This window comes from Calothrix sp. PCC 7507 (assembly GCF_000316575.1).
GTDB lineage: Bacteria > Cyanobacteriota > Cyanobacteriia > Cyanobacteriales > Nostocaceae > Fortiea.
This window is the reverse complement of the sequence record NC_019682.1, coordinates 1,688,970-1,709,164: the sequence shown is the minus strand read 5'-3', so window position 1 is coordinate 1,709,164 and position 20,195 is coordinate 1,688,970. Positions and strand designations below refer to the sequence as shown.

The window sequence follows — 20,195 nt, the reverse complement described above, 5'->3', positions numbered from 1 at the left end:
TTTTTCTGTTTTTCCTGTAGAATCTCATTAACTTGGGTTTGGGCAGGATAGCTCAGATGCATGTAGCTGTATCCCAAGTAGCTTTGCCTATTCCCTAAAGCTTACAGATCCTAGCGAAAGGTAGGGGGCGATCGCAACTATTCGCTAACAAAAAATTTTCTAGGTGTTCTTTAGCACTCCTATTGCTTTTACCTTCAAATCAAGCACTCATCTAGCTTTTGGGGTTATGGATAAGATATTTCAGTATCGGGAAATTATCAAAAAGCTAATTACAGATTATGTAAATTATGGTTCAAGGAGAGATGATATAGATAGAGAAATGATTTTTGATATGGAACATGACCATTATCAGCTAGTTAATGTGGGTTGGGAAAATCGTCGTCGGGTTTATGGGTGCGTTCTGCATTTAGATATTAAAAATGGGAAAATCTGGCTTCAGTATAATGGTACGGAAATTGATTTTGCGGAGGAATTAGTCAAGGAGGGTGTACCAAAGCAGGATATTGTCATTGGGTTTCATTCACCGTTTATGCGGCAGTTTACAGAATATGCTGTTGGTTAGTTATCAGTCAACAGTTATCAGTCAACAGTTATCATTGGTTCATAGATAGCGATCGCTTCGTCTTTGCCTTTGACTTTCACTGATTTATCTACCAATCTCAGGGGAAATAACTTTGGGTGGGATAAACCAACCACTACCGACTCTGTGACTAAAATTCCACAGCCATACTGTTTAGTTAATCCCTCAACGCGGGAGGCAATATTGACGGCATCACCAACGACTGTAGAATCGATGCGGGATGTAAAACCGACAGTACCCATGACTACCTCACCACGATGCACGCCAATACCAACAGCAATTTTTGGTAAACCGTTTTGCGATCGCTGATTGTTAAACTGCTCCAAGGCTTGCTGCATCAAAATTGCTGCCTTGATCGCACCATCTGTAGTCTCATCGTCAAATAGTGCCATAATCGCATCACCAATATACTTATCAATAAAGCCACCATTTTCATTGATTGCCTGACTCATACAAGCTAAATATTCATTTAAAAAGGCAAATATCTCCAGTGGCTTCATCGACTCCGACATTGAGGTGTAACCCCGGATATCGCAGAATAAAATTGTCATCGTCCGAATGGAAGCTACACCTACTTTGATATTTTCGATGCCTTGGGGTGCGATCACCAAAATAAACTTATTAGGGACAAATAGCTCAAAGGATTCTAGAGTTTTCTGTAGCTTACTAAATGATGCTTGCAATGCAGCCGACATCTCATTAAATGAAGCAGCCAGCGCCCCAATTTCGTCAGCATTCATGACTTCAGCCCGATGTTGCAAATCACCGGCCGCAATTTTAGCTGCACTCACTTGTAAACAACGCACTGGGTAACTTAATCGCCTAGCCAAAATATAAGCAAACACCCAACTAATGGCAAGCCCCACCGCACCCACCACCAGCGCCTGAGTGACGGCGTTAGCTACAGCGGTTTCTACCTGCTGGAGTGATAACCCAAACCGCAACGTACCAATCTTTTGCCCTGTTATTAGATGAATATCTGAAGCTACTTCCATGATGCGATCGCCACGTTTAGCCCGCACACGTCCGGAAAACTTGATATCCCGCAACACAAATGTCTCTACAGAACTAGACTTTTGTGATAGATTTAGTGCCTTATTAGTTACCGCTAATGGGACAATATCAGGAACATACTGGTCTTGAAAATCGCCAGGGGAAGCAGCCACAATCTGATTTTCCAGCCGCGCATCAGATACCAGTGCGTAAACAAACTCTTCATTTTCCCTCAGCAGCAAATCAAGATTGACGCGGATTTGACTCCAGTTTTGTTCTGAAAGATGATTAGCAAACAAGGTATTACTTAACACCCTAGAAAATAACTTGGCTTCATTCAGCTTTTGTTGACGGTAAACATTACTCTCAGTCTTTGCCCAAACCAAGACTACTGATCCCACCAACGCTACACTTAATAGGGTTGCCGCAGTCATAATCTGGGTGCGAATTGACAGAAAAGCAAAAGGTTTCATGGCGTTGCAATTAATTCTTCTACGAAAGTCACCCATCTGGGTGGGCTGGTTTGGGCTTGGCATTCCGAACTAAAAGCCAGCGTCACCGGGCCACCCATCCTCGCAGGAATCAGTTTTCGGTCATCACCCCACCTAGTGGCTAACAAAATATCGCAGTTACGAACATCACTAGCTGGCAATAGCACCGCATTAGTATCATTTTGGTAAGTCGGGGCTTTACCATGAACTATAACCTTCCCCCGCTCAGGTAGCTGTGTACCGGCTAAGGCTAAGACATCGCGGATACGCACTCCATGTATTTTCACTTTGCCGCTAGGCCAGGTGCCTCTGTAACCTACAGTTTGATTAATTGTGATTTGAGAGAGTTGGTCTAGGCTAGCTAAGTCAAATTTACGCTTACCTACAGTCACCTGCACAGGTTCAGTACCCACCACTATATTACTGACGTAAAATGCCCAAGCACTATCGTTATAATTTTGCTTCAGTTGGGGGTACTGAGTATAGGGAAACACTAAATAAATGGGGCCGCCTTGATCGCGTTTAATAGAGTTACCATTTTTGGCGATCGCCAGCATAATCGGGTATGCTAACAAATTTTGTAAGCTAATCGTCACATAATAAGAATCGAAAGATACAAAAGTCACCTCCGTAACCTTAGTGGTAACACCATGTTGTTGGAGTAATTTTGAGACTTGGATACCACGGAAGTCACTAACTTCACCAGGGTTGACGATGTCAAGAGGATTGATCGTCTTGACATGATCTGTAGCTAATGCTTGTAGCTGTTGCCAATTTAATGTCACAGATTTACCAATTGCTGTTTCACCCTGAATCAGCAAATTCCACTCATGCTGCTGAGTTTTTTGGGCATGATTTGCCACAATTTCAGCATTGCGGGCGATCGCTTCTTTGCGCCACACTTCCAGTTGGGCATCTGTCGGGTGGTTTACACAACCTCCCAAGTATAAAATCGCCGTCACTAGCGGTGCGAAAGCTATGTTTTTTCCCAAATCTGGATTCCACCACATTAAAAATACCGCTTGCAAAGGTATACAGACTAGCGCTAGTAGTCTGTCAGGGTTGAAATGAGGGACTGTAGTGTGAGCGTCTCGCTCACGCGGGCTTTTCGGCCCGCACTACCAAAAACCCCTCAAAACAAAATTGACAAACCACTAGTTACTAAATTGACAGCACTGTAATACTGTTTTACACAGCGGGCAGAAATTATACAACTCCTATTCCACAAAGGTGGTGCGTTAGCCCCTGGAATAACACACGCTACTGGAACTACACGACTAAAATGCGGAGCGTGATGGTTATTTCGGAATCTACTCTTGGACAGACGCTATTTTTCTATTGACGTGATAAATTTTAGGGCATTCTGGGTTGGGATGTACATTTCAGCCATATGCACGCGAGCTCATCAGAAACATGTCTGATTCGGAAGTTGTTTTTGGCAATAGCACAGAGATGGGGGCGTTGATGCTCCAGCGCTGCGTGTGTGGCAAAGACATCTCCGGTGGGTCGCAAATGCTACCGAATCTGGTTGCACAGCTAGTGGAGCAGGCAGATGTCTAGTAGGAGGACAGTACTGAGAGCAAGGAGGAAGGTCATCCAAGATATACAATTGCGATTCTATGGTGTGGCGCTGCTCTGTGTTGCTTTGGCGCTGGGAATGACCCTGTTGCTTTTGCCGTGTCTTTATCCCACCACAACACCCCTATTCCTGACGGCGGTCATGGTGAGTCAATATCCTGTATCCATTATGTCGGCAAATGCCGGCGATCGCCCTGACGGCCTATGCTGGAGAAGTTGACCAGCAACAGGCGATCGCGGACGGGTTTCACTGCCACCTAGCTAAACCTGTTGAGCCAACAGAGATTGTAACCATCGTTGCCCGTTTAGGTGAGCGCAAAGGAAAAGAAGCATGATCCCGCATCGTTCAATGACTGACCAGATTTTTGCAGGTAAAAGCGAGATGGCGATGCTGATGCGATCGCATGACTGGTCGCAAACGTCATTGGGCGCAGTCGAAACCTGGCCACAGAGCCTCAAAACTGCCGTCCGCATCATGCTTACCTCTAGTCAACCGATGTGGGTTTGGTGGGGTAGTGAATTGGTCAACCTTTACAACGATGCCTACAGAACAGTGCTGGGAGGCAAGCACCCGGCACTGTTCGCTAGGCCGGGTGTTGAAGTGTGGCCAGAAATTTGGGATGAAGTCGGTCCCAGGGTAGAATATGCCATGCTCAACAATGAGGGCACCTATGATGAATCGCTGTTGTTCATCATGGAGCGCAACGGCTACCCGGAGGAAACCTATTATACTTTTTCCTACAGCCCCATTCCCGACGATCAGGGGAATCCAGGCGGCATTATCTGCGCCAACACGGACGACACGCAGCGGATTGTTGGTGAGCGTCAGCTAGCGCTCTTGCAAGCACTAGCAGCTCGGACTGCAGACGCCCGGACGTTTGATGCAGCCTGTACGCTAAGTGCCAGTTGTCTGGAAACCAATCTTTATGACTTCCCCTTTGCGATGATTTATCTGGTCGATCCCGATCAGCAGCGTGTTGTTTTGGCTGGCACCAGTGGCATTGACCGCAAGCACCCCGCCGTTCCGGAAGTCGTCAATCTCGATGTTGATTCAGCTTGGTCATTTAGAGAGGTGATGCAAACACAGCAGTCCGTTTTGATCTCGGATTTGATTGATCAGTTTGGTAATCTGCCCACAGGTGCTTGGGATCGAGTCCCGCAGCAAGCCGTGGTTTCGCCGATCCCTCCTTCTGGTCAAACGGGGCGATCGGGCATCTTAGTCGCTGGGTTAAACCCATTGAGATTGTTTGACGACAACTACCGCAGCTTTATCGATTTAGTCACAGGGCAAATTTCCGCCAGCGTTGCCAATGCCCAAACCTATGAAGACGAACGTAAACGCGCCGAAGCGTTAGCCGAACTGGATCGCGCTAAAACCCTATTCTTCAGCAATGTATCCCATGAATTCCGCACACCACTGACTTTAATTCTGTCTCCATTAGAAGAGGCGATCGCTAATTTGGATGGAACCATTCCAGACCAAGAACGCGAACAATTACAGATGGTGCAGCGGAATGGAATGCGCCTGCTCAAACTTGTGAATAGTTTGCTGGATTTCTCGCGCATCGAAGCAGGGCGGGTGCAGGCATCCTATGAGCCTGTAGACTTGGCAATGTATACGGCAGAACTTGCTAGCGCCTTTCGCTCGTTGATTGAACAGGCGGGAATGTCGCTGATTGTTGACTGTCCATCTCTGCCAGCAGCGGTTTATGTTGATCGGGAAATGTGGGAGAAAATTGTTCTCAATTTATTATCCAACGCATTCAAGTTTACTTTGGCAGGAGGCATCACCGTGCGTTTGCAGTGGTTAGAACATCAGGTGGAATTAACCGTTGCAGATACGGGTGTGGGCATCCCATCAGGCGAATTGCCCCATTTATTTGAGCGGTTTCATCGGGTCGAAAACTCACAAGGACGGAGTTTTGAAGGCTCCGGCATTGGGCTATCCCTGGTGCAAGAACTCGTCAAGTTACATGGAGGAACGATCAGCGTCACCAGCACAGTGGGACAGGGCAGTTGCTTCACAGTGGCGATTCCCACCGGAACGACGCACTTGCCAAACGAGCAGATTCGTGCTGCACGCACATTAACATCAACAGCTTTAGGTGTGATGCCCTACGTCGAAGAAGCTCAACGCTGGTTGCCTCAAGAGGATGGGGGCAGGGAGCAGGGGGAGATAGGGGATCTGAGGAAAAATTATAATTCCCCCTCATTCCCCTCTCCTCAATCTAAAATCCAAAATCCAAAATCTAAAATCCTTTTGGCGGATGACAATGCAGACATGCGAGAGTACATTCGACGACTTTTGAGTGGTGCTTACACCGTGGAGATAGCCGCTGATGGTATTGCTGCAATGAAAGCAATTCAGCACAATCCACCAGATTTGGTGTTAACGGATGTGATGATGCCGGGAATGGATGGGTTTGAACTGTTGCGATCGCTGCGTTCTCATCCTACAACCCAAGATATTCCCATTATCCTATTATCAGCCCGTGCCGGTGAAGAATCCCGCATTGAAGGACTAGAAGCTGGAGCCGACGACTATCTGATTAAACCGTTCTCGGCGCGTGAATTGCTGGCTAGGGTAGAAGCAAGTTTGAAGCTAGCGCGGCTACGACAGGAAGCAACTGTGCGAGAACGCACCATTCTGGATCGTGTCACCGATGGGTTTATGGCATTGGATCTGGACTTTCGCTTAACCTACGCTAACGTCGCCGCCGAGCAACTGTCACAAACTCCCTTAGCAGCAATGCTGGGCAAAACGATATGGGAATCATTCCCCGCCGCCAGAGGCACTCAGTTTGAATTCCAATATCGGCGATCGCTAAGTCAGCAAGTCGCGGTGGAATTTCAGGAATATTATGCTCCGCTTGATTTGTGGGTTGAGGTTCATGTTTATCCTTCACCGACTGGATTATCTCTTTTCTTTCGGGATATCAACGATCGCAAACGAGCCGAAGCCGTGCGCCTGCGTCTGGCTGCGGAACGCGAACAACTACTGAAACGCGAACAAGCCGCACGAGAAGCCGCAGAAACAGCGAACCGCATCAAAGACGAGTTTTTGGCGGTGCTGTCTCATGAACTGCGATCGCCCCTAAACCCAATCTTGGGCTGGTCAAAGTTGTTACAAACCCACAAATTCAATGAACAAAGAACTGCTGAGGCCTTAGCGACAATTGAACGCAATGCTAAACTACAATCGGAACTGATCGAAGACCTACTCGATGTCTCACGCATTCTACAAGGCAAGCTGAGTTTGAATCCTTGTCCAGTTGATCTCACTGCCACTATTCAAGGGGGATTGGAAACGGTGCGACTCGCAGCTGAAGCAAAATTAATTCACATCGAGACGCATCTGGATTGTAAAGTGGGGCAGGTGTCAGGTGATCCCGCTCGATTACAGCAAGTTGTGTGGAATTTACTCTCCAACGCTGTCAAGTTTACACCAAAGGGGGGACGGGTCGAGGTGCGATTAAACCAGATCGAGGATTACGCCCAGATTACCGTCCGCGATACTGGCAAAGGCATTACTGTCGATTTTCTCCCCTATGTGTTTGACTATTTCCGGCAACAGGACGGTGCGACAAATCGCAAGTTTAGCGGACTGGGGCTAGGGCTGGCGATCGTCCGTCACTTGGTGGAATTGCATGGGGGAACAGTGCAAGCAGAGAGTCCTGGCGAAGAATTGGGCGCTACTTTTACCGTGAGACTGCCGTTAATGCCGATACAATCCGCCGTTAAGCCCGATTACCCAGATGCTGAATCCTCCTTTGATTTAAATGGGGTGCAAATTTTGGTCATTGATGATGAAACAGATTCACGAGAGTTTGTGGCCTTTGTCTTAGAGGAGGCAGGCGCAACAGTGATCACAGCCACTTCCGCCGAGGAAGGATTTGCGGCGTTAAGGCAATTTCAACCCAGGGTTTTGTTAAGCGACATTGGGATGCCCGATATGGATGGCTACATGCTCATCCGCAAAATCAGAGCCTTATCACCAGAGGAGGGTGGAACCGTTCTAGCGATCGCCCTGACTGCTTATGCCGGAGATTTCAACCAACAGCAGGCTCTACAATCTGGATTTCAATACCATTTTGCCAAACCAATTGAACCCGATAAATTAATTAAAACTATTGCAGATATAGTGGGTAATGGGGAATAGGCAATAGGCAATACAATACGGTTCTGGTATTGCATCTGACCGAGAACCCTTCAGACTTCAAACTTCAGTTGAATGTTCTTTGCGGCGATGATTGGCGGCTTGGAGTAGCAGTGATTCTGCAAAGGCGATCGCATCTATTGCAGACTTACCACCGGCTAATTGTGCTAGTTCTTCCCGACGGGTGGTTAAATTTTCTAGGTTGGTGACTCGCACCACTGTACGTTCATCAGTGTTTTCATTGTTTGTTTTCTTACCCTTGCTTGCATTGATAATTTGTTTATCGACACGGAAATGGCGGTCTGCCATTGCAGCTACTAAGGGTTGGTGAGTGACACATAATACCTGATGTCCTTGACTTAGCTGGTGTAATTTTTCAGCGATCGCCTGGGCTACCCTTCCAGAAACGCCCACATCAATTTCATCAAATACCATTGTCCCGGCCGCATCTGCTCGAGAAAACCCAGCTTTTAGCGCCAGTAAAAAGCGGCTCATTTCACCACCAGAGGCAATTGCTGTTAAAGGTTGCAGTGGTTCTCCTGGGTTGGGACTAAACATGAAGGTAATTTTGTCTGCACCTGTAGCGGTTGGTGCAGTTGGCACAATTTCTACTTTAAATTGCACCTTTTCCATCGCTAGAGGCTTGAGTTCTGAAAGCAATCGGGATTCTAAACTAATAGCAGCTTGGCGACGCAACTTAGTTAACTTCTGACAAGCTTGGGTAAGTTTTGTTAAATAAGCTTGTTCTTGCTGTTCCAAATTTTCGATAGATTGTTCACCATCGTTAAGTTCAGCTAATTCCCCTTGGATGCGTTGATAGTAGGCGATCGCTTCTTGCAGTGTCGGGCCATATTTGCGGCAAATTTGCTTTAATTCCCGAATCCGTTCTTCTACTTCCTCTAAACGCTGGGGATCGGCTTCTAAACTTTCCCCATAGGCGTTGATTTGCCTGGCTACTTCCATGACTGCCGTTTGCGCGTCCTTCACCAAGTCCAACAGTGGTTGCAGTTGCGTATCATATTCCACCATGTCATTTAATGACACTTCGCTATCTGCTAATAAATCCCCGGCGGTTGGGGTTTCATCATCATTTTGATACAAAGCCTGATAGACCTTGTAACTCATCTGTTGCAGATCCACCACATGATTGAGGCGTTCCCGTTCTTGCTGTAGCTGTTCTAATTCTTGCGGATCATTCAGGTTAACTCCCCCCAATTCTTGCACTTGATAGGTCAGCAAGTCGAATTGTTGCAGGCGTTCCCGTTCTGAAGTCCGGCGTTTTTCTAATGCTAGATGCGCTTGCTGGTAAGCAACAAAGATAGTAGCGATCGCTTGACGTTGCTGCATTAAAGAGTCGCCACCATGTAGATCCAACCAATCCCGGACTTGAGACGACTGTCCCACTTGGACAGTTTGACCTTGGGCAGTAATTTCTACCAGGCGATCGCGCAGTCCCACCATGATCTGCCGATTCACCAACACCCCATTTACTCGCGATCTACTCCGGATATTACTCGCAGTAGCACTGATTTCTCGGCTGATAACTACACAATTCTCATCGATCAAATCGATTTCCTGTTCACTTAGCCAAGCCGTTAAAGCTGGACTAGACGTGAAAGTCGCTTCCACCAATGCCCGACTCGTCCCCGTGCGAATTACCCGACTAGAGACTTTACCACCCAAAGCCGCATCAATCGCATCCAAGATAATCGATTTTCCAGCACCAGTTTCCCCAGTCAAAACATTCAGACCAACGCCGAATTCCAGTTCCAGTTGGTCGATGAGAGCAAAGTTTTCAATTCGCAGACAAAGCAACATCAGACCAAATTCTCCGTGAGAGCAGATGCCAGATAATTAAAAGTTACAAGATATTAGGTGGGATTTTCCTGCAGTTAGCATTACCCACTACTATTGAAATAGCAAGCCCATTTCAGTGTACCAATATCAGTTATCAGTTATCAGTTATCAGTTACCAGTTACTTGTAGTGCTCACTGATGATTTTCCCCATTCGGGGGATGCTTGTCTCAAAACATATTGTTACAATACTTAACAAATAATCTATTCGACCGGTGGCATTATTCATGATCGTTAAGACATCTCCCCCCAATTCCCGACCGATCGAGGACGAAAATCGCGATCAGGTGTACGTTGCGGAAGTAGTACCAGAAAATGGTACACCAGCCTTGGTTGTTAAATCACCAAGACTGATAGCAGCCCAACAACGACGGGCACAATCCGAAACTGAAGCACTCCGCTACAATCCCGTGGAGATAGTAGCGCATTACCGCAACAGACCCTTGCAAGTTTTGCGGCGGATCTTTGCTGTTTTGGCGCCAACCCTCTCCTTTGCTTTTGGGGTGTGGTGGGACAGCAAGCGGGGAATTGTGGTGAAAAATGACCACCGTCGAGCTGTTCAGTTAAAAGATTTGTTGACGCAGTTGGGGCCAGCCTACATCAAAATTGGTCAAGCTTTGTCCACCAGACCAGATTTAGTTCCGCCAGTATACCTAGAAGAATTGGCTAGGCTACAAGACCAATTGCCGCCCTTTCCAAATGAAATTGCGTATCAGTTTATCGAAGAAGAACTAGGCGCACCGCCATCTGAGATTTATGCTGAACTCTCGCCGGAACCAATTGCAGCAGCTTCCTTGGGACAAGTTTACAAAGGCAAGCTGAAAACTGGTGAAGAGGTAGCGGTGAAAGTCCAACGCCCCGATTTACGGGAGCGGATCACCATTGATTTATACATTTTACGTGGCATTGCGGGTTGGGCACAGAAAAACTACAAACGGATTAGGAGTGATTTAGTTGGGATTTTGGATGAATTAGGCGATCGCATTTTTGAAGAAATGGACTACATCCATGAAGGTGAAAATGCCGAGCGCTTTTTTCAGTTATATGGTCACATAAAAGACATATATGTTCCCAAAATATACTGGGAATATACTGACCGTCGCGTCTTGACGATGGAATGGATTAACGGCATTAAATTAACCCAGACAGCAGAAATTAATGCTCAAGGTATCAATGCCCGTTATCTGATTGAAGTGGGTGTACAGTGTTCTTTACGACAACTATTAGAGCATGGATTTTTTCATGCTGACCCCCACCCTGGTAACTTGTTAGCCACTCCAGATGGCAAACTGGCTTATCTCGACTTTGGGATGATGAGCGAGATTCAGCCACCCCAGCGTTATGGTTTAATAGAGGCGATCGTTCACGTCGTTAACCGTGACTTTGAAGGCTTGGCAAAAGATTATGTCAAGTTAGACTTTTTAGCCCCAGACACCGACCTTACACCAATTATCCCCGCCTTTGCCAGCGTATTTGCCGATGCTCAGGGAGCCAGCGTTGCTGATTTAAACATCAAAAGCATCACTGATGAGCTATCAGCTTTAATGTATGAATATCCTTTCCGTGTTCCTCCCTACTACGCTTTAATTATTCGCTCCCTCGTCACCCTCGAAGGAATTGCTATCTATATAGATCCCGACTTTAAAGTTCTCAGCGAAGCTTATCCCTACGTTTCCAAACGCCTGTTAACTGACCCAGCACCAGCATTAAGAGCATCACTACGGGATTTGCTATTTAAAGATGGGAAATTTCGCTGGAATCGCTTAGAAAACTTATTACGCAATGCGCGTGGTAACGAAGACTACGACTTAAACTTAGTAGTTAATCAAGGCGTAGACTTTCTCGCTTCCGAACGCGGTGCTTTTATTCGCGACAAACTGGTAGATGAATTTGTTAACGGACTGAATGCTTTAGGTAAAAATGTTTTGCACAACTTCACCTATTTGCTGCGCGAACGAGTGGGATTGACAGCAGTCAACGAAACTCCAGCCGCCACAGTTGAGCAACAACAAACCTTAGAGCATATTAAACGCATCTCGAATATTCTCAGCGAAACACGTGGCTTTGATCCAGCACAGTTTGCGCCGCAAATTGCCCAGTTATTATTCAATCCTGGTGTGCAACGTTTGGGTCAGCAAATTACCAACCGCTTAGTCCAAAAAGCCGTCACCAAATTAATTCGTGATTTATTGGCGGGAGAAGAAGTTAATCAGAGTCAAGGTCTTAATTTAGAGCAGCCTGCAAAGTTATCTTTGCCTGCACGATTGTGATTTAAGAACTCAACAGTTATCAGTTATCAGTTATCAGTTGAGAGGATGTATTGATTCTGGGGTCAGAGTCCCTCACTTCTCATAAGTGGTAGGTTTCAGTCGGGGTCAAATCCCCTACTGAAAATGTGATCACTGTTCACTGATTTAATACACTCCAGGATGACAGGACTTACGCAACTGGCACATATAGAGGACTACTATTTGATTTTTGAATAGATAGGTAGTGGCGTGGCAAGGCTAAAATGGTGTATTAATACCAATTTAAAAAAGAATGCGACAGATGGGTAGGGGCACGGCACCCATAAACTATCAGTTTTCCCGAAAGTCTATGGAAGCCGTGCCCGTACGAAGAATATATGTGTTGCAAACATTATTTGAATTGGTATAATTCAATCAAATAAACCACCCATAAAAGACAATCTTGTTCAGTTGCTCTCGTAGGGAACATCCTAAATCTTTTCAACAAGCCGATAATTTTACTAGTGCCGTGCCCGTACGATGTATTTTTGGTTAACTACCAATACTCTTGACCCTTGACAAATCAAGGTGTGAGGATATTTAATGTAAGCGCGCATCAGTTCACAAAGGTTCCCAAGCGGTTCCTTTGTAGCCATATTCAAAAATATCAGAATGCAAAATTTCCGCCAAAATTTCTAAGGAATCCGTCAGTCGCGGACCTGGACGATTAAAGTAAGCATTGCCATCAGTAATGTAGACTCTACCAGCTTTGGTAGCGTGGAGTTTTTCCCACTCTGGACGTTGAGTTAACAACTTCGCTTCTTGGCGAGTGCGTTGTAAATCGAAGCCACAGGGCATAAAAATAATTACATCTGGATTGCTGGCTATCAGTGTTTCCCACTGCAAGTGAGGTGAAGGCTGACCTGTCGCGCAAAATAAGGATTGTCCACCTGCCAAATTGACTAATTCGGGAATCCAATTAGCGGCAACCATCAAAGGCTCTGTCCACTCAATACAGACAACAGTGGGAAGCTCATTTAAAGACAATCCTTGGACTTTCTGCTGACAAATTCTAACGCGAGCTTCTAAGTTTTCTAATATTTTTACCGAGTCTACCCCAAAAATTTGACCCACACGCTCAATATCGTTCCAAACATCTTTGAGAACATTGGGTTGTAAGGAAATAATCTGGGGTGAACTGTGGATGAGGCTAGAGACTGCCTTTTCTACTTCTGGAAAGCTAACTGCACAGACATCACACTGGTCTTGAGTGAGAATGTGGGTGGGCTGCAATTGCTCTAAAACATCGGTTTTGATTTGATAGATGCTGAGAGCAGATTGCAAAATATCGTTGACTTGATTGTGAATTTCACGGCTGGGAGCATTGCTGTTCAAGCGTGCTGCGGTGCAAACAGGAAGATTTTTGATTTCTGGCGGGTAGTCACATTCATGCGATCGCCCAACAATGGCATTAGTTAACCCCAGTGTGGCTAAAATTTCTGTTCCACTAGGAATCAGTGAAACAATTCTCACATTACTATCGATCATTCCTCTACCTCCGCAACGCCTGCTCGCACTTCAATTGTCGCAAAATTTGACAGTTGATGTATCTTTCTTGAGGATAATCACAGTTTGTTTGGCAGTCAGCACTAAGCGGGACATGGGGGTGGAGAAATAACCAATTGCCTTTCCTATTCCCTATTCTCTGTTCCCTTCTTGAATGACTAACCACGACTTCTTCGTCTGCGTATAATACTAGTTTATGCTGATGGGCGAATGCATTCCTTTGTTGAAGGTGTATAAAAAGCTGCTTTTTCGGTCATTCTGTTTGTGAAGCTACTTTACTGGTGTCAAGCATGACAGATGAACGAATCAACATCCTGCTGTTGTTCGACAATCAAACAAAAGTTAGGGCGACAACTACAGCAGCTACCAATGTCGAAGATTATGCAGGCTTAATGCCCCTACTCTTGGGTTTAGGGGTAAATAGCGCTGCTTTCCAGCCCCAGTTTCAGCTGATTCATGCTCAAGAATTCTGGGAAATTAGAGATGAATTCCCAGAACTGATTGGTAAAAATCCCCTTCAACTCACCAAGTTAGAATCACAAGAGTTAATGATTAAAAATTTACTTTCCGGTTCTGAAAAAACCTGTGAAGTAATTGTAGTTATAAAAGATGGTTCTACTATTCCCGTAGAGCTGCAAGGCAAAGTAATTTCTTACGCGGGGCAACAGATGCAGGTGGTGGCCGTTAGAGATATCACAGAACGCAAGCAAACCCAAGAGGCTTTGCAAATCAGAGAAAATACTCGGCGAAAACAAAGCCAAACGCTAGTGCAAATAGCGAGAAGCAAGACGTTCCAAGAAGGCAATCTCAATGCAGCATTCAAGGAAATCACAGAAGCTGCTGCTCGGACGCTTTTAGTTCAACGAGTTGGCGTCTGGTTATACAACGAAGATCACTCAGCAATTGAATGTATCGATTTGTATGACTTGAGAACTGGTGAGCATACCTGTGGAGTCTCCTTGTTAAAGGCGAGTTATCCTGCTTATTTCCAAGCTTTGGAAGCAGAACGTAGCATTGCTGCCCATGATGCCCTCAACGATACAAGAACTCAAGAATTATCTGAGTCTTATCTTTCTGTGCTGGGTATCGCATCCCTTTTGGGTGCGCCAATTTGGCTAGGAGGTCGTTTGGTGGGGGTTGTTTCCCACGAACACTTGGATGAAGTTCGCCAGTGGACGTTGGAAGAAGAGAATTTTGCCGGTTCGATCGCCGATTTTATCACAGTCGCCATCGAAGCGAGCGATCGCAACGCTGCACAAGAAGCTCTACGCCATAGTGAGGCTCAATTTCGAGCGATTTTTGAGCGTTCCCCTATTGGTATCGGGTTAACAGATATGAAAGCCCGAATAGTTGATACTAACCCAGCACTGTCTCAGATGTTGGGTTATAGCCGGGAGGAGCTATGTAATCAGCGTTTGACAGATTATATTTCCCAAGAAAAGGGAGATTTAGAGCTTTATAGACAACTTGCTTCAGGAATTGACGTAGACATCAAGCAACTTGTGGAAAGACACCGTCTGGAAATGGAACGCTTGTTCGTGCGTAAAGATGGTGGGGTAGTTTGGACTCAGCTTTCGGTTTCCATTATCCCAGACAGCAATGGAAAACCTGAGTTTTTTCTGACGATGATTGAGGATATTACAGAACGCAAGCAAACAGAACTGAAACTGCGTGCTTCTCAAGCAGCAGCAGAAGCTGGTAGTCGGGCAAAAAGTGAATTTTTAGCAACCATGAGTCACGAACTGCGGACTCCTCTGAATGCGATTATGGGTTTGTCTCAACTGTTGCAACAAGAAATGGTTGGCTCTCTCAATGAGAAACAACAAGAATATATCAGTTGTGTATATAGTAGCGGTGAACACCTGCTGGCGCTAATTAACGATATCCTGGACTTGTCTAAGGTAGAAGCGGGTAAAGAAGAACTTTTACTATTACCTTTGCCAGTAACAGAGTTATGCAATAGTGTGATCTCGACATTGTGTGATCAGGCCTCAGAAAAAGGATTGCAACTCATAACAGAAATTGACCCAAAAGCCGATATTTGTATTGCTGATGAGCGACGAGCCAAGCAAATGCTACTCAATTTGCTGACTAATGCAATTAAATTTACCCCAGGTGGTCAGGTATCTTTGGAAGTTAAAAAAATCCCTGAAGGCATTACCTTTACAGTCGCAGATACTGGTATTGGTATTGACGCTAATCAATTTCAATTTCTGTTTGAACCGTTTAAACAACTGGATAGTCGGTTAAATCGCCAATACGAAGGAACTGGTTTAGGATTAGCTTTGACACGGAAATTAGCGCGTTTGCATGGTGGAGATGTGACGGTAGAATCAACTCTCGGTGCTGGTAGTCGCTTCACGCTGTTTCTCCCAGAGCAGCCGTATTTAGATGCAGAAAGCAATTTCCCATCCAAAATCTAAAATCGTTCGACTGAGCGACTTGTGCCGAGCGAAGCCGAGGTAAGTCGAAGTCTAAAATCCAAAATGGTACAAGAGAACTATTTGGATCACCATTGAGGGATCTTTAAGTAAGGCGGCACAATACTTCGACAAGCTCAGTAACCTAAAAGCAAACTGTGTGAAGAAAAGTAAACAAGGCTCAAACCCTTCTGCCTATAGCAAGATGGACTTATCCTAGCGTCAATTATTGACGCCGAGTTACTTACCACTTATTCGCCGGCAGTATCCTTTAAGGGGATGGGATGAGCTTAATTTCACTTAATTGTCATGAAACCATGATAACTCTACCGCTTGCTGAATCAGAGAAAGACGTAATGTCATGAATTCATAACAATATGATCCCCGGAGGGCTGATAAGTTCGTGAAAAAGGTAAAAAAACGTCTTGAGACCCCTTGATCCCAACCTAGGGTTACTGGTTAATATTTACTTAACAAAAACAACTACTCCGAATTCCGAAAAATGCTAGCTCTGGCATCAATGAGGAATTAAGAGAAAGTAAATTTTAGTTTAATAACAGATTAAAAAAGCAGAAAACTGGGCAAGACCAGAAGTCAGGAATAAGAAATTCATCTGGAGTGGATGACATTTTATATCGCATTCTTTAACCAGGCGAAATCATTTACCTTTCAAACTACTGGAGGCCAAATTAATGGCAAAAGAACGCCCGCCGCTAGAAGAAATGACCTTGCGGCAATTACGCAAAGTTGCCAGCGAATATAGTATCTCTCGCTACAGCCGAATGCGTAAGTCACAGTTGCTGGCATCGATTCAAGAAGTCCAGCGCAGCAAATTTTCGCTTAGTCCATCTCGTTCACTGGAGGCACAGGAAACCGTGGAAGCAGCAAAATTCGAGTTAGGTCAGGTAGATCGTAATGGTGGTTCCCTTGTTGATGTTGATGAAGAACTAGCTGATTTACCTGCTGGTTACGGTGATAGCCGCATCGTACTCCTACCGCGTGATCCTCAGTGGGCTTACACTTACTGGGATGTTTCTAACGAACATAAAGAAGAACTACGGCGACAAGGGGGACAACAGCTAGCCCTGCGGATTTACGATGTCACTGATATCGATCTCGAACACCAAAGCTCTCACAGCCTGCAAGAATATCCTGCTGATGAACTGGCAAGAGAATGGTATTTACCAATTCCAGTCAGCGATCGCGATTATGTAATTGACATCGGCTACCGCGCTTTTGACGGACGCTGGTTGGTTCTAGCTCGTTCCGCACGAGTACACATTCCTCCCGTCTATCCTTCTGACTGGATTGAAGATGTCTTTGTTACCGTTAACTTTGAAGAAGAGTTGCGTGGACAGACTGTCTACGAACTGGTTCCTCCAGCCAAGAAAATTGCCACAGCAGCCAATGGTAGCAGCAACGGTAGCCCCATCTACGATCAAATCTTTGGCTTGGCTGAATCTGCTGAAGCGCAAAGAGTAGCAGGTTCTCTGTTCGGTTCAGGACATCAAGTCCCCGGCTCTGCACGCCCCGAACAAGCTCTCAGTTCCTACATTTTCCCATCTGGTGTAGGTCTGTGGGCAGCACCTACCGTATCTGGCTTAACCGCCTCTGGTGCAGGACTCTCTGGCGCTGGCTTCTCCGCTTCCGCTGTCCCTGTACGTCCCCGTAAGTTCTGGTTAGTTGCTGATGCTGAATTGATTGTCTATGGTGCAACCGAGCCCGATGCTACCGTGACTATTGGCGGTCGTCCAATCAAGCTGAACGCAGACGGAACATTCCGCTTCCAGATGTCCTTCCAAGATGGTTTAATTGACTACCCAATTTTGGCTGTAGCTGCTGATGGCGAACAAACACGATCAATTCACATGAAGTTTGAGCGTGAGACACCATCCCGAAACACCAATACTAAAGAAGATGCTGTTTTAGAATGGCTTTCTTAATTCCGCCTACAGAGATTTTGAATTAAACTCAGATTGAAATCTCAAATTTTTCCCCGCTATAGTAATTCTATAGCGGGTTTTTGTGTGTGTAAAATTATTGAATTTACCTAAACATGTCAAAGTTAGCCTTTTTATGTGTAATTATCATGAGCTTGATATCGGGTTGTAAAGATATGCAAGCAAAATCAGTGCCAGCACCCTCTAAAACTTGCTCAGGCAAAGATTCTCAATTCAGTATTGAGTTCTTTAAAACTAATAATCAGGGTAAAAAATCTACAAAAGGCATCAACCATGTGATTATTTTTAATCCTAAATCTGATCTATTAGATTTCAAAGTTAATGTTGGATTGTCACATAAGCTTTACGCCAAAGATAATCGAGGTAAATTTCGTAAAGACTATGTACCAAAACAATTTCGGACAATCGTTACCGAAGAAAATTCTCAGTTAAACGGACAAAAACCCCTGGTAGCTATTAATGCTGACTATATAGGGACTGACGATCAACCACAAGGCTTAAATATATCTCGCGGCGTTGAGTATTCTGGAGCTTTTAAAAACAAACGTTCTTCTTTTGGTATATCAGGAGGTCAACCTAAAGATAGACAAGCTACTATTCAAACTGGTAGAAGAAAAAATGCAATTCTTAATTACAATTTAGTAGGGGGTAATGGCAGATTTTATCGTGATGGTATGTTTAAAGATATCTGTCAAGATTTGGGAGAGTTAGCTTGTAAAAGTGCCACTAACCGATCTATGGCAGCTATCACCGATAAAGGTTACGTCATTTTATTAGTTAATGATGTTAAAGCTAATTCAGATATTGAGTTTGCACAACTAAATCAAGAGTTATTACCCAATATGTTTGATAATGTTCTCGAAGGTATTGCTCTGAATAACTGTTTAGGCAAAATCAAAGAAGGCATATTATTTGATGGTGGTGCGTCTCCAGGATTATATTATCAAAATAAAATTTATGTGGAAAATCCTGGGCCAATAGGTTCAGTATTTTTAATTTATAAGAAATAAAACCAATGACTGTACAATATCCATTAGCTTGAAGTAAATAAAAATTTATGAAATCTGAAGAAATTGCCAGCACATTAACAGAATTGTTTGAGAATGAAGCCGTTAGTGCGATCGCTCCTGGATCGTGGCAAATAGATACTGCGGATTTTCGGTTGTTAGTGCTGCTGGCTGAAGATAATACTTGGCTGCGAGTTTTACTCCCAATTGTGCCAATAGAAGACGCTCAACCATTTTTAGAGCAATTCCTCGAAGCCAACTTTGATGACACTCAGGAAGTACGGTACGCTTTATATGAAGGGGTAATATGGGGAGTATATCAGCATAATAGTAGTACTTTGGTAAGTGCAGATTTATCAAATGCGATCGCTCGACTTTTATCCCTATATCAAGCAGGTTTAAATGATGTCTTCAATCGCATGATTGAAAGCCGTATCCGGAAAATCATCGTCGCCGCAAAACAGCAAGGACAATCTCTTCAAAACACAATGCAAACCCTAGAACGCTTTTACACAGAAGGGTTATTAGGCGAAATGGAGCAAACTCAAGAAGCCCAAGAACAAGTTCTGGCTGCGTGGCGGCGTCAATTGGAACGTTTATGGGATGAGATTTAGTATTATGGGGATTGGGGATTGGGGATTGGGGACTGGGGATTGGGGACTGGGGATTGGGGATTGGGATTGGGTGGATGAGGGAGATGAGGGAAAAATAACTCTTGACTCTTGACTCTTAACCCTAGCCCTTTCAAGGTGAACAACGTATCTTCGTTGTTTCAGTGCGATCATCCTGAGTTATCCGCTCAGATTTTGGGCTTTTTGAAGGTTGAAATAACCAATTTTCGTGCCGAATTTCACCACCTTGAAAGGGCTAACTCTTAACCCTTGACTCTTGACAAATGCCAAATGACAAATGCCAAATAACATAGTTGAAATTCTTAAAGAAGACTATCAAAGATTTCCAATTAATCAGACTTACAGCATTTATGCAACTGATGTTTATTTTCAAGACCCGCTGAACAAATTTCGTGGCGTTGAACGTTACAAGCAGACCATTAATTTTATCCAGACTTGGTTTTTAAATCCCAAAATGGACTTGCATGACATTCAACTTTTGGGAGACACAATCAAAACTGAGTGGACACTTAGCTGGAATACCCCCCTACCGTGGAAACCACGTATTTCTATCTCTGGCTGGAGTGAGTTACGTCTCAACGCTCTTGGTTTAATTGTTTCCCACATTGATTATTGGCATTGTTCGCGCTTTGATGTGTTAAAGCAACATTTATTTCCCTTAGAGCCTATTTATAAATAACGATCTGGGCACGTTTGAATACATTGCTGCATCTGTGGATTTACTTGGT

At 44.8% G+C, this 20,195-nt stretch carries 13 protein-coding genes; 9 read left to right on the top strand and 4 right to left on the bottom strand.

All coding sequences use genetic code 11. The annotated features are described in order from the left end of the window. The first annotated feature begins 226 nt into the window (after positions 1 to 226). On the top strand, positions 227 to 562 hold the full coding sequence (locus CAL7507_RS07535; protein ID WP_015127858.1) for a XisI protein: 336 nt from the start codon (positions 227 to 229) through the stop codon (positions 560 to 562). Between the two features lie 17 nt (positions 563 to 579). On the opposite strand, the gene CAL7507_RS07530 is transcribed toward CAL7507_RS07535, so the two are convergent. Further along, complete coding sequence (locus CAL7507_RS07530) at positions 580 to 2,046, bottom strand: adenylate/guanylate cyclase domain-containing protein (protein ID WP_015127857.1); 1,467 nt, start codon at positions 2,044 to 2,046, stop codon at positions 580 to 582. Then, positions 2,043 to 3,074: a molybdopterin-dependent oxidoreductase gene (locus tag CAL7507_RS07525; protein WP_015127856.1), complete on the bottom strand. Its 1,032-nt coding sequence runs from the start codon at positions 3,072 to 3,074 to the stop codon at positions 2,043 to 2,045. The genes CAL7507_RS07530 and CAL7507_RS07525 overlap by 4 nt, the downstream gene beginning before the upstream one ends. Before the next feature lie 403 nt (positions 3,075 to 3,477). On the opposite strand from CAL7507_RS07525, the gene CAL7507_RS32265 reads away from it, so the two are divergent. Continuing rightward, a complete protein-coding gene (locus CAL7507_RS32265) occupies positions 3,478 to 3,624 on the top strand; it encodes a hypothetical protein (RefSeq protein ID WP_160166320.1) in 147 nt (48 codons plus the stop codon). A 367-nt stretch (positions 3,625 to 3,991) separates the two neighbouring features. Beyond that, on the top strand, positions 3,992 to 7,801 hold the full coding sequence (locus CAL7507_RS07515) for an ATP-binding protein (RefSeq protein ID WP_236556900.1): 3,810 nt from the start codon (positions 3,992 to 3,994) through the stop codon (positions 7,799 to 7,801). Between the two features lie 57 nt (positions 7,802 to 7,858). Here the strand turns inward: CAL7507_RS07515 and recN are convergent, their stop codons facing one another. Further along, positions 7,859 to 9,616: a DNA repair protein RecN gene (recN, locus tag CAL7507_RS07510; RefSeq protein WP_015127853.1), complete on the bottom strand. Its 1,758-nt coding sequence runs from the start codon at positions 9,614 to 9,616 to the stop codon at positions 7,859 to 7,861. A 264-nt stretch (positions 9,617 to 9,880) separates the two neighbouring features. Here recN and CAL7507_RS07505 point away from each other — a divergent pair, with 264 nt between their 5' ends. Then, the gene (locus CAL7507_RS07505; RefSeq protein WP_015127852.1) at positions 9,881 to 11,923 is read left to right on the top strand and encodes an AarF/ABC1/UbiB kinase family protein; all 2,043 of its coding nucleotides are present in this window, start codon (positions 9,881 to 9,883) and stop codon (positions 11,921 to 11,923) included. A gap of 579 nt (positions 11,924 to 12,502) precedes the next feature. Here CAL7507_RS07505 and CAL7507_RS07500 read toward each other — a convergent pair. Then, a complete protein-coding gene (locus tag CAL7507_RS07500; RefSeq protein ID WP_015127851.1) occupies positions 12,503 to 13,429 on the bottom strand; it encodes a cobalamin-binding protein in 927 nt (308 codons plus the stop codon). Positions 13,430 to 13,737: 308 nt separating this feature from the next. Between CAL7507_RS07500 and CAL7507_RS07495 the strand changes: the two genes are divergently transcribed. The 5 genes from CAL7507_RS07495 to CAL7507_RS07475 all read left to right on the top strand — a co-directional run bounded on the left by CAL7507_RS07495 (position 13,738) and on the right by CAL7507_RS07475 (position 20,146). After that, positions 13,738 to 15,870: a PAS domain S-box protein gene (locus tag CAL7507_RS07495; protein ID WP_015127850.1), complete on the top strand. Its 2,133-nt coding sequence runs from the start codon at positions 13,738 to 13,740 to the stop codon at positions 15,868 to 15,870. 689 nt (positions 15,871 to 16,559) lie between these two features. After that, entirely contained in the window at positions 16,560 to 17,810 is a 1,251-nt protein-coding gene (locus tag CAL7507_RS07490) for a DUF4912 domain-containing protein (RefSeq protein WP_015127849.1), read from the top strand. Positions 17,811 to 17,923: 113 nt separating this feature from the next. Beyond that, positions 17,924 to 18,838, top strand: a complete 915-nt coding sequence (locus CAL7507_RS07485; RefSeq protein WP_015127848.1) for a phosphodiester glycosidase family protein — start codon at positions 17,924 to 17,926, stop codon at positions 18,836 to 18,838. A gap of 47 nt (positions 18,839 to 18,885) precedes the next feature. After that, positions 18,886 to 19,449 carry a hypothetical protein gene (locus CAL7507_RS07480; protein ID WP_015127847.1) on the top strand — a complete coding sequence of 188 codons (564 nt, stop codon included), beginning with the start codon at positions 18,886 to 18,888 and terminating at the stop codon, positions 19,447 to 19,449. Between the two features lie 295 nt (positions 19,450 to 19,744). Next, positions 19,745 to 20,146: a DUF2358 domain-containing protein gene (locus CAL7507_RS07475; RefSeq protein ID WP_015127846.1), complete on the top strand. Its 402-nt coding sequence runs from the start codon at positions 19,745 to 19,747 to the stop codon at positions 20,144 to 20,146. The last annotated feature ends 49 nt before the right edge of the window (positions 20,147 to 20,195 follow it).

What these genes read in the sequence shown, in the direction of transcription:
- CAL7507_RS07535 (WP_015127858.1), top strand. Translation starts at nt 227, where the DNA reads ATGGATAAGATATTTCAGTATCGGGAAATTATCAAAAAGCTAATTACA.
- CAL7507_RS07530 (WP_015127857.1), bottom strand. Translation starts at nt 2,046, where the DNA reads ATGAAACCTTTTGCTTTTCTGTCAATTCGCACCCAGATTATGACTGCG.
- CAL7507_RS07525 (WP_015127856.1), bottom strand. Translation starts at nt 3,074, where the DNA reads ATGTGGTGGAATCCAGATTTGGGAAAAAACATAGCTTTCGCACCGCTA.
- CAL7507_RS32265 (WP_160166320.1), top strand. Translation starts at nt 3,478, where the DNA reads ATGTCTGATTCGGAAGTTGTTTTTGGCAATAGCACAGAGATGGGGGCG.
- CAL7507_RS07515 (WP_236556900.1), top strand. Translation starts at nt 3,992, where the DNA reads ATGACTGACCAGATTTTTGCAGGTAAAAGCGAGATGGCGATGCTGATG.
- recN (WP_015127853.1), bottom strand. Translation starts at nt 9,616, where the DNA reads ATGTTGCTTTGTCTGCGAATTGAAAACTTTGCTCTCATCGACCAACTG.
- CAL7507_RS07505 (WP_015127852.1), top strand. Translation starts at nt 9,881, where the DNA reads ATGATCGTTAAGACATCTCCCCCCAATTCCCGACCGATCGAGGACGAA.
- CAL7507_RS07500 (WP_015127851.1), bottom strand. Translation starts at nt 13,429, where the DNA reads ATGATCGATAGTAATGTGAGAATTGTTTCACTGATTCCTAGTGGAACA.
- CAL7507_RS07495 (WP_015127850.1), top strand. Translation starts at nt 13,738, where the DNA reads ATGACAGATGAACGAATCAACATCCTGCTGTTGTTCGACAATCAAACA.
- CAL7507_RS07490 (WP_015127849.1), top strand. Translation starts at nt 16,560, where the DNA reads ATGGCAAAAGAACGCCCGCCGCTAGAAGAAATGACCTTGCGGCAATTA.
- CAL7507_RS07485 (WP_015127848.1), top strand. Translation starts at nt 17,924, where the DNA reads ATGTCAAAGTTAGCCTTTTTATGTGTAATTATCATGAGCTTGATATCG.
- CAL7507_RS07480 (WP_015127847.1), top strand. Translation starts at nt 18,886, where the DNA reads ATGAAATCTGAAGAAATTGCCAGCACATTAACAGAATTGTTTGAGAAT.
- CAL7507_RS07475 (WP_015127846.1), top strand. Translation starts at nt 19,745, where the DNA reads ATGCCAAATAACATAGTTGAAATTCTTAAAGAAGACTATCAAAGATTT.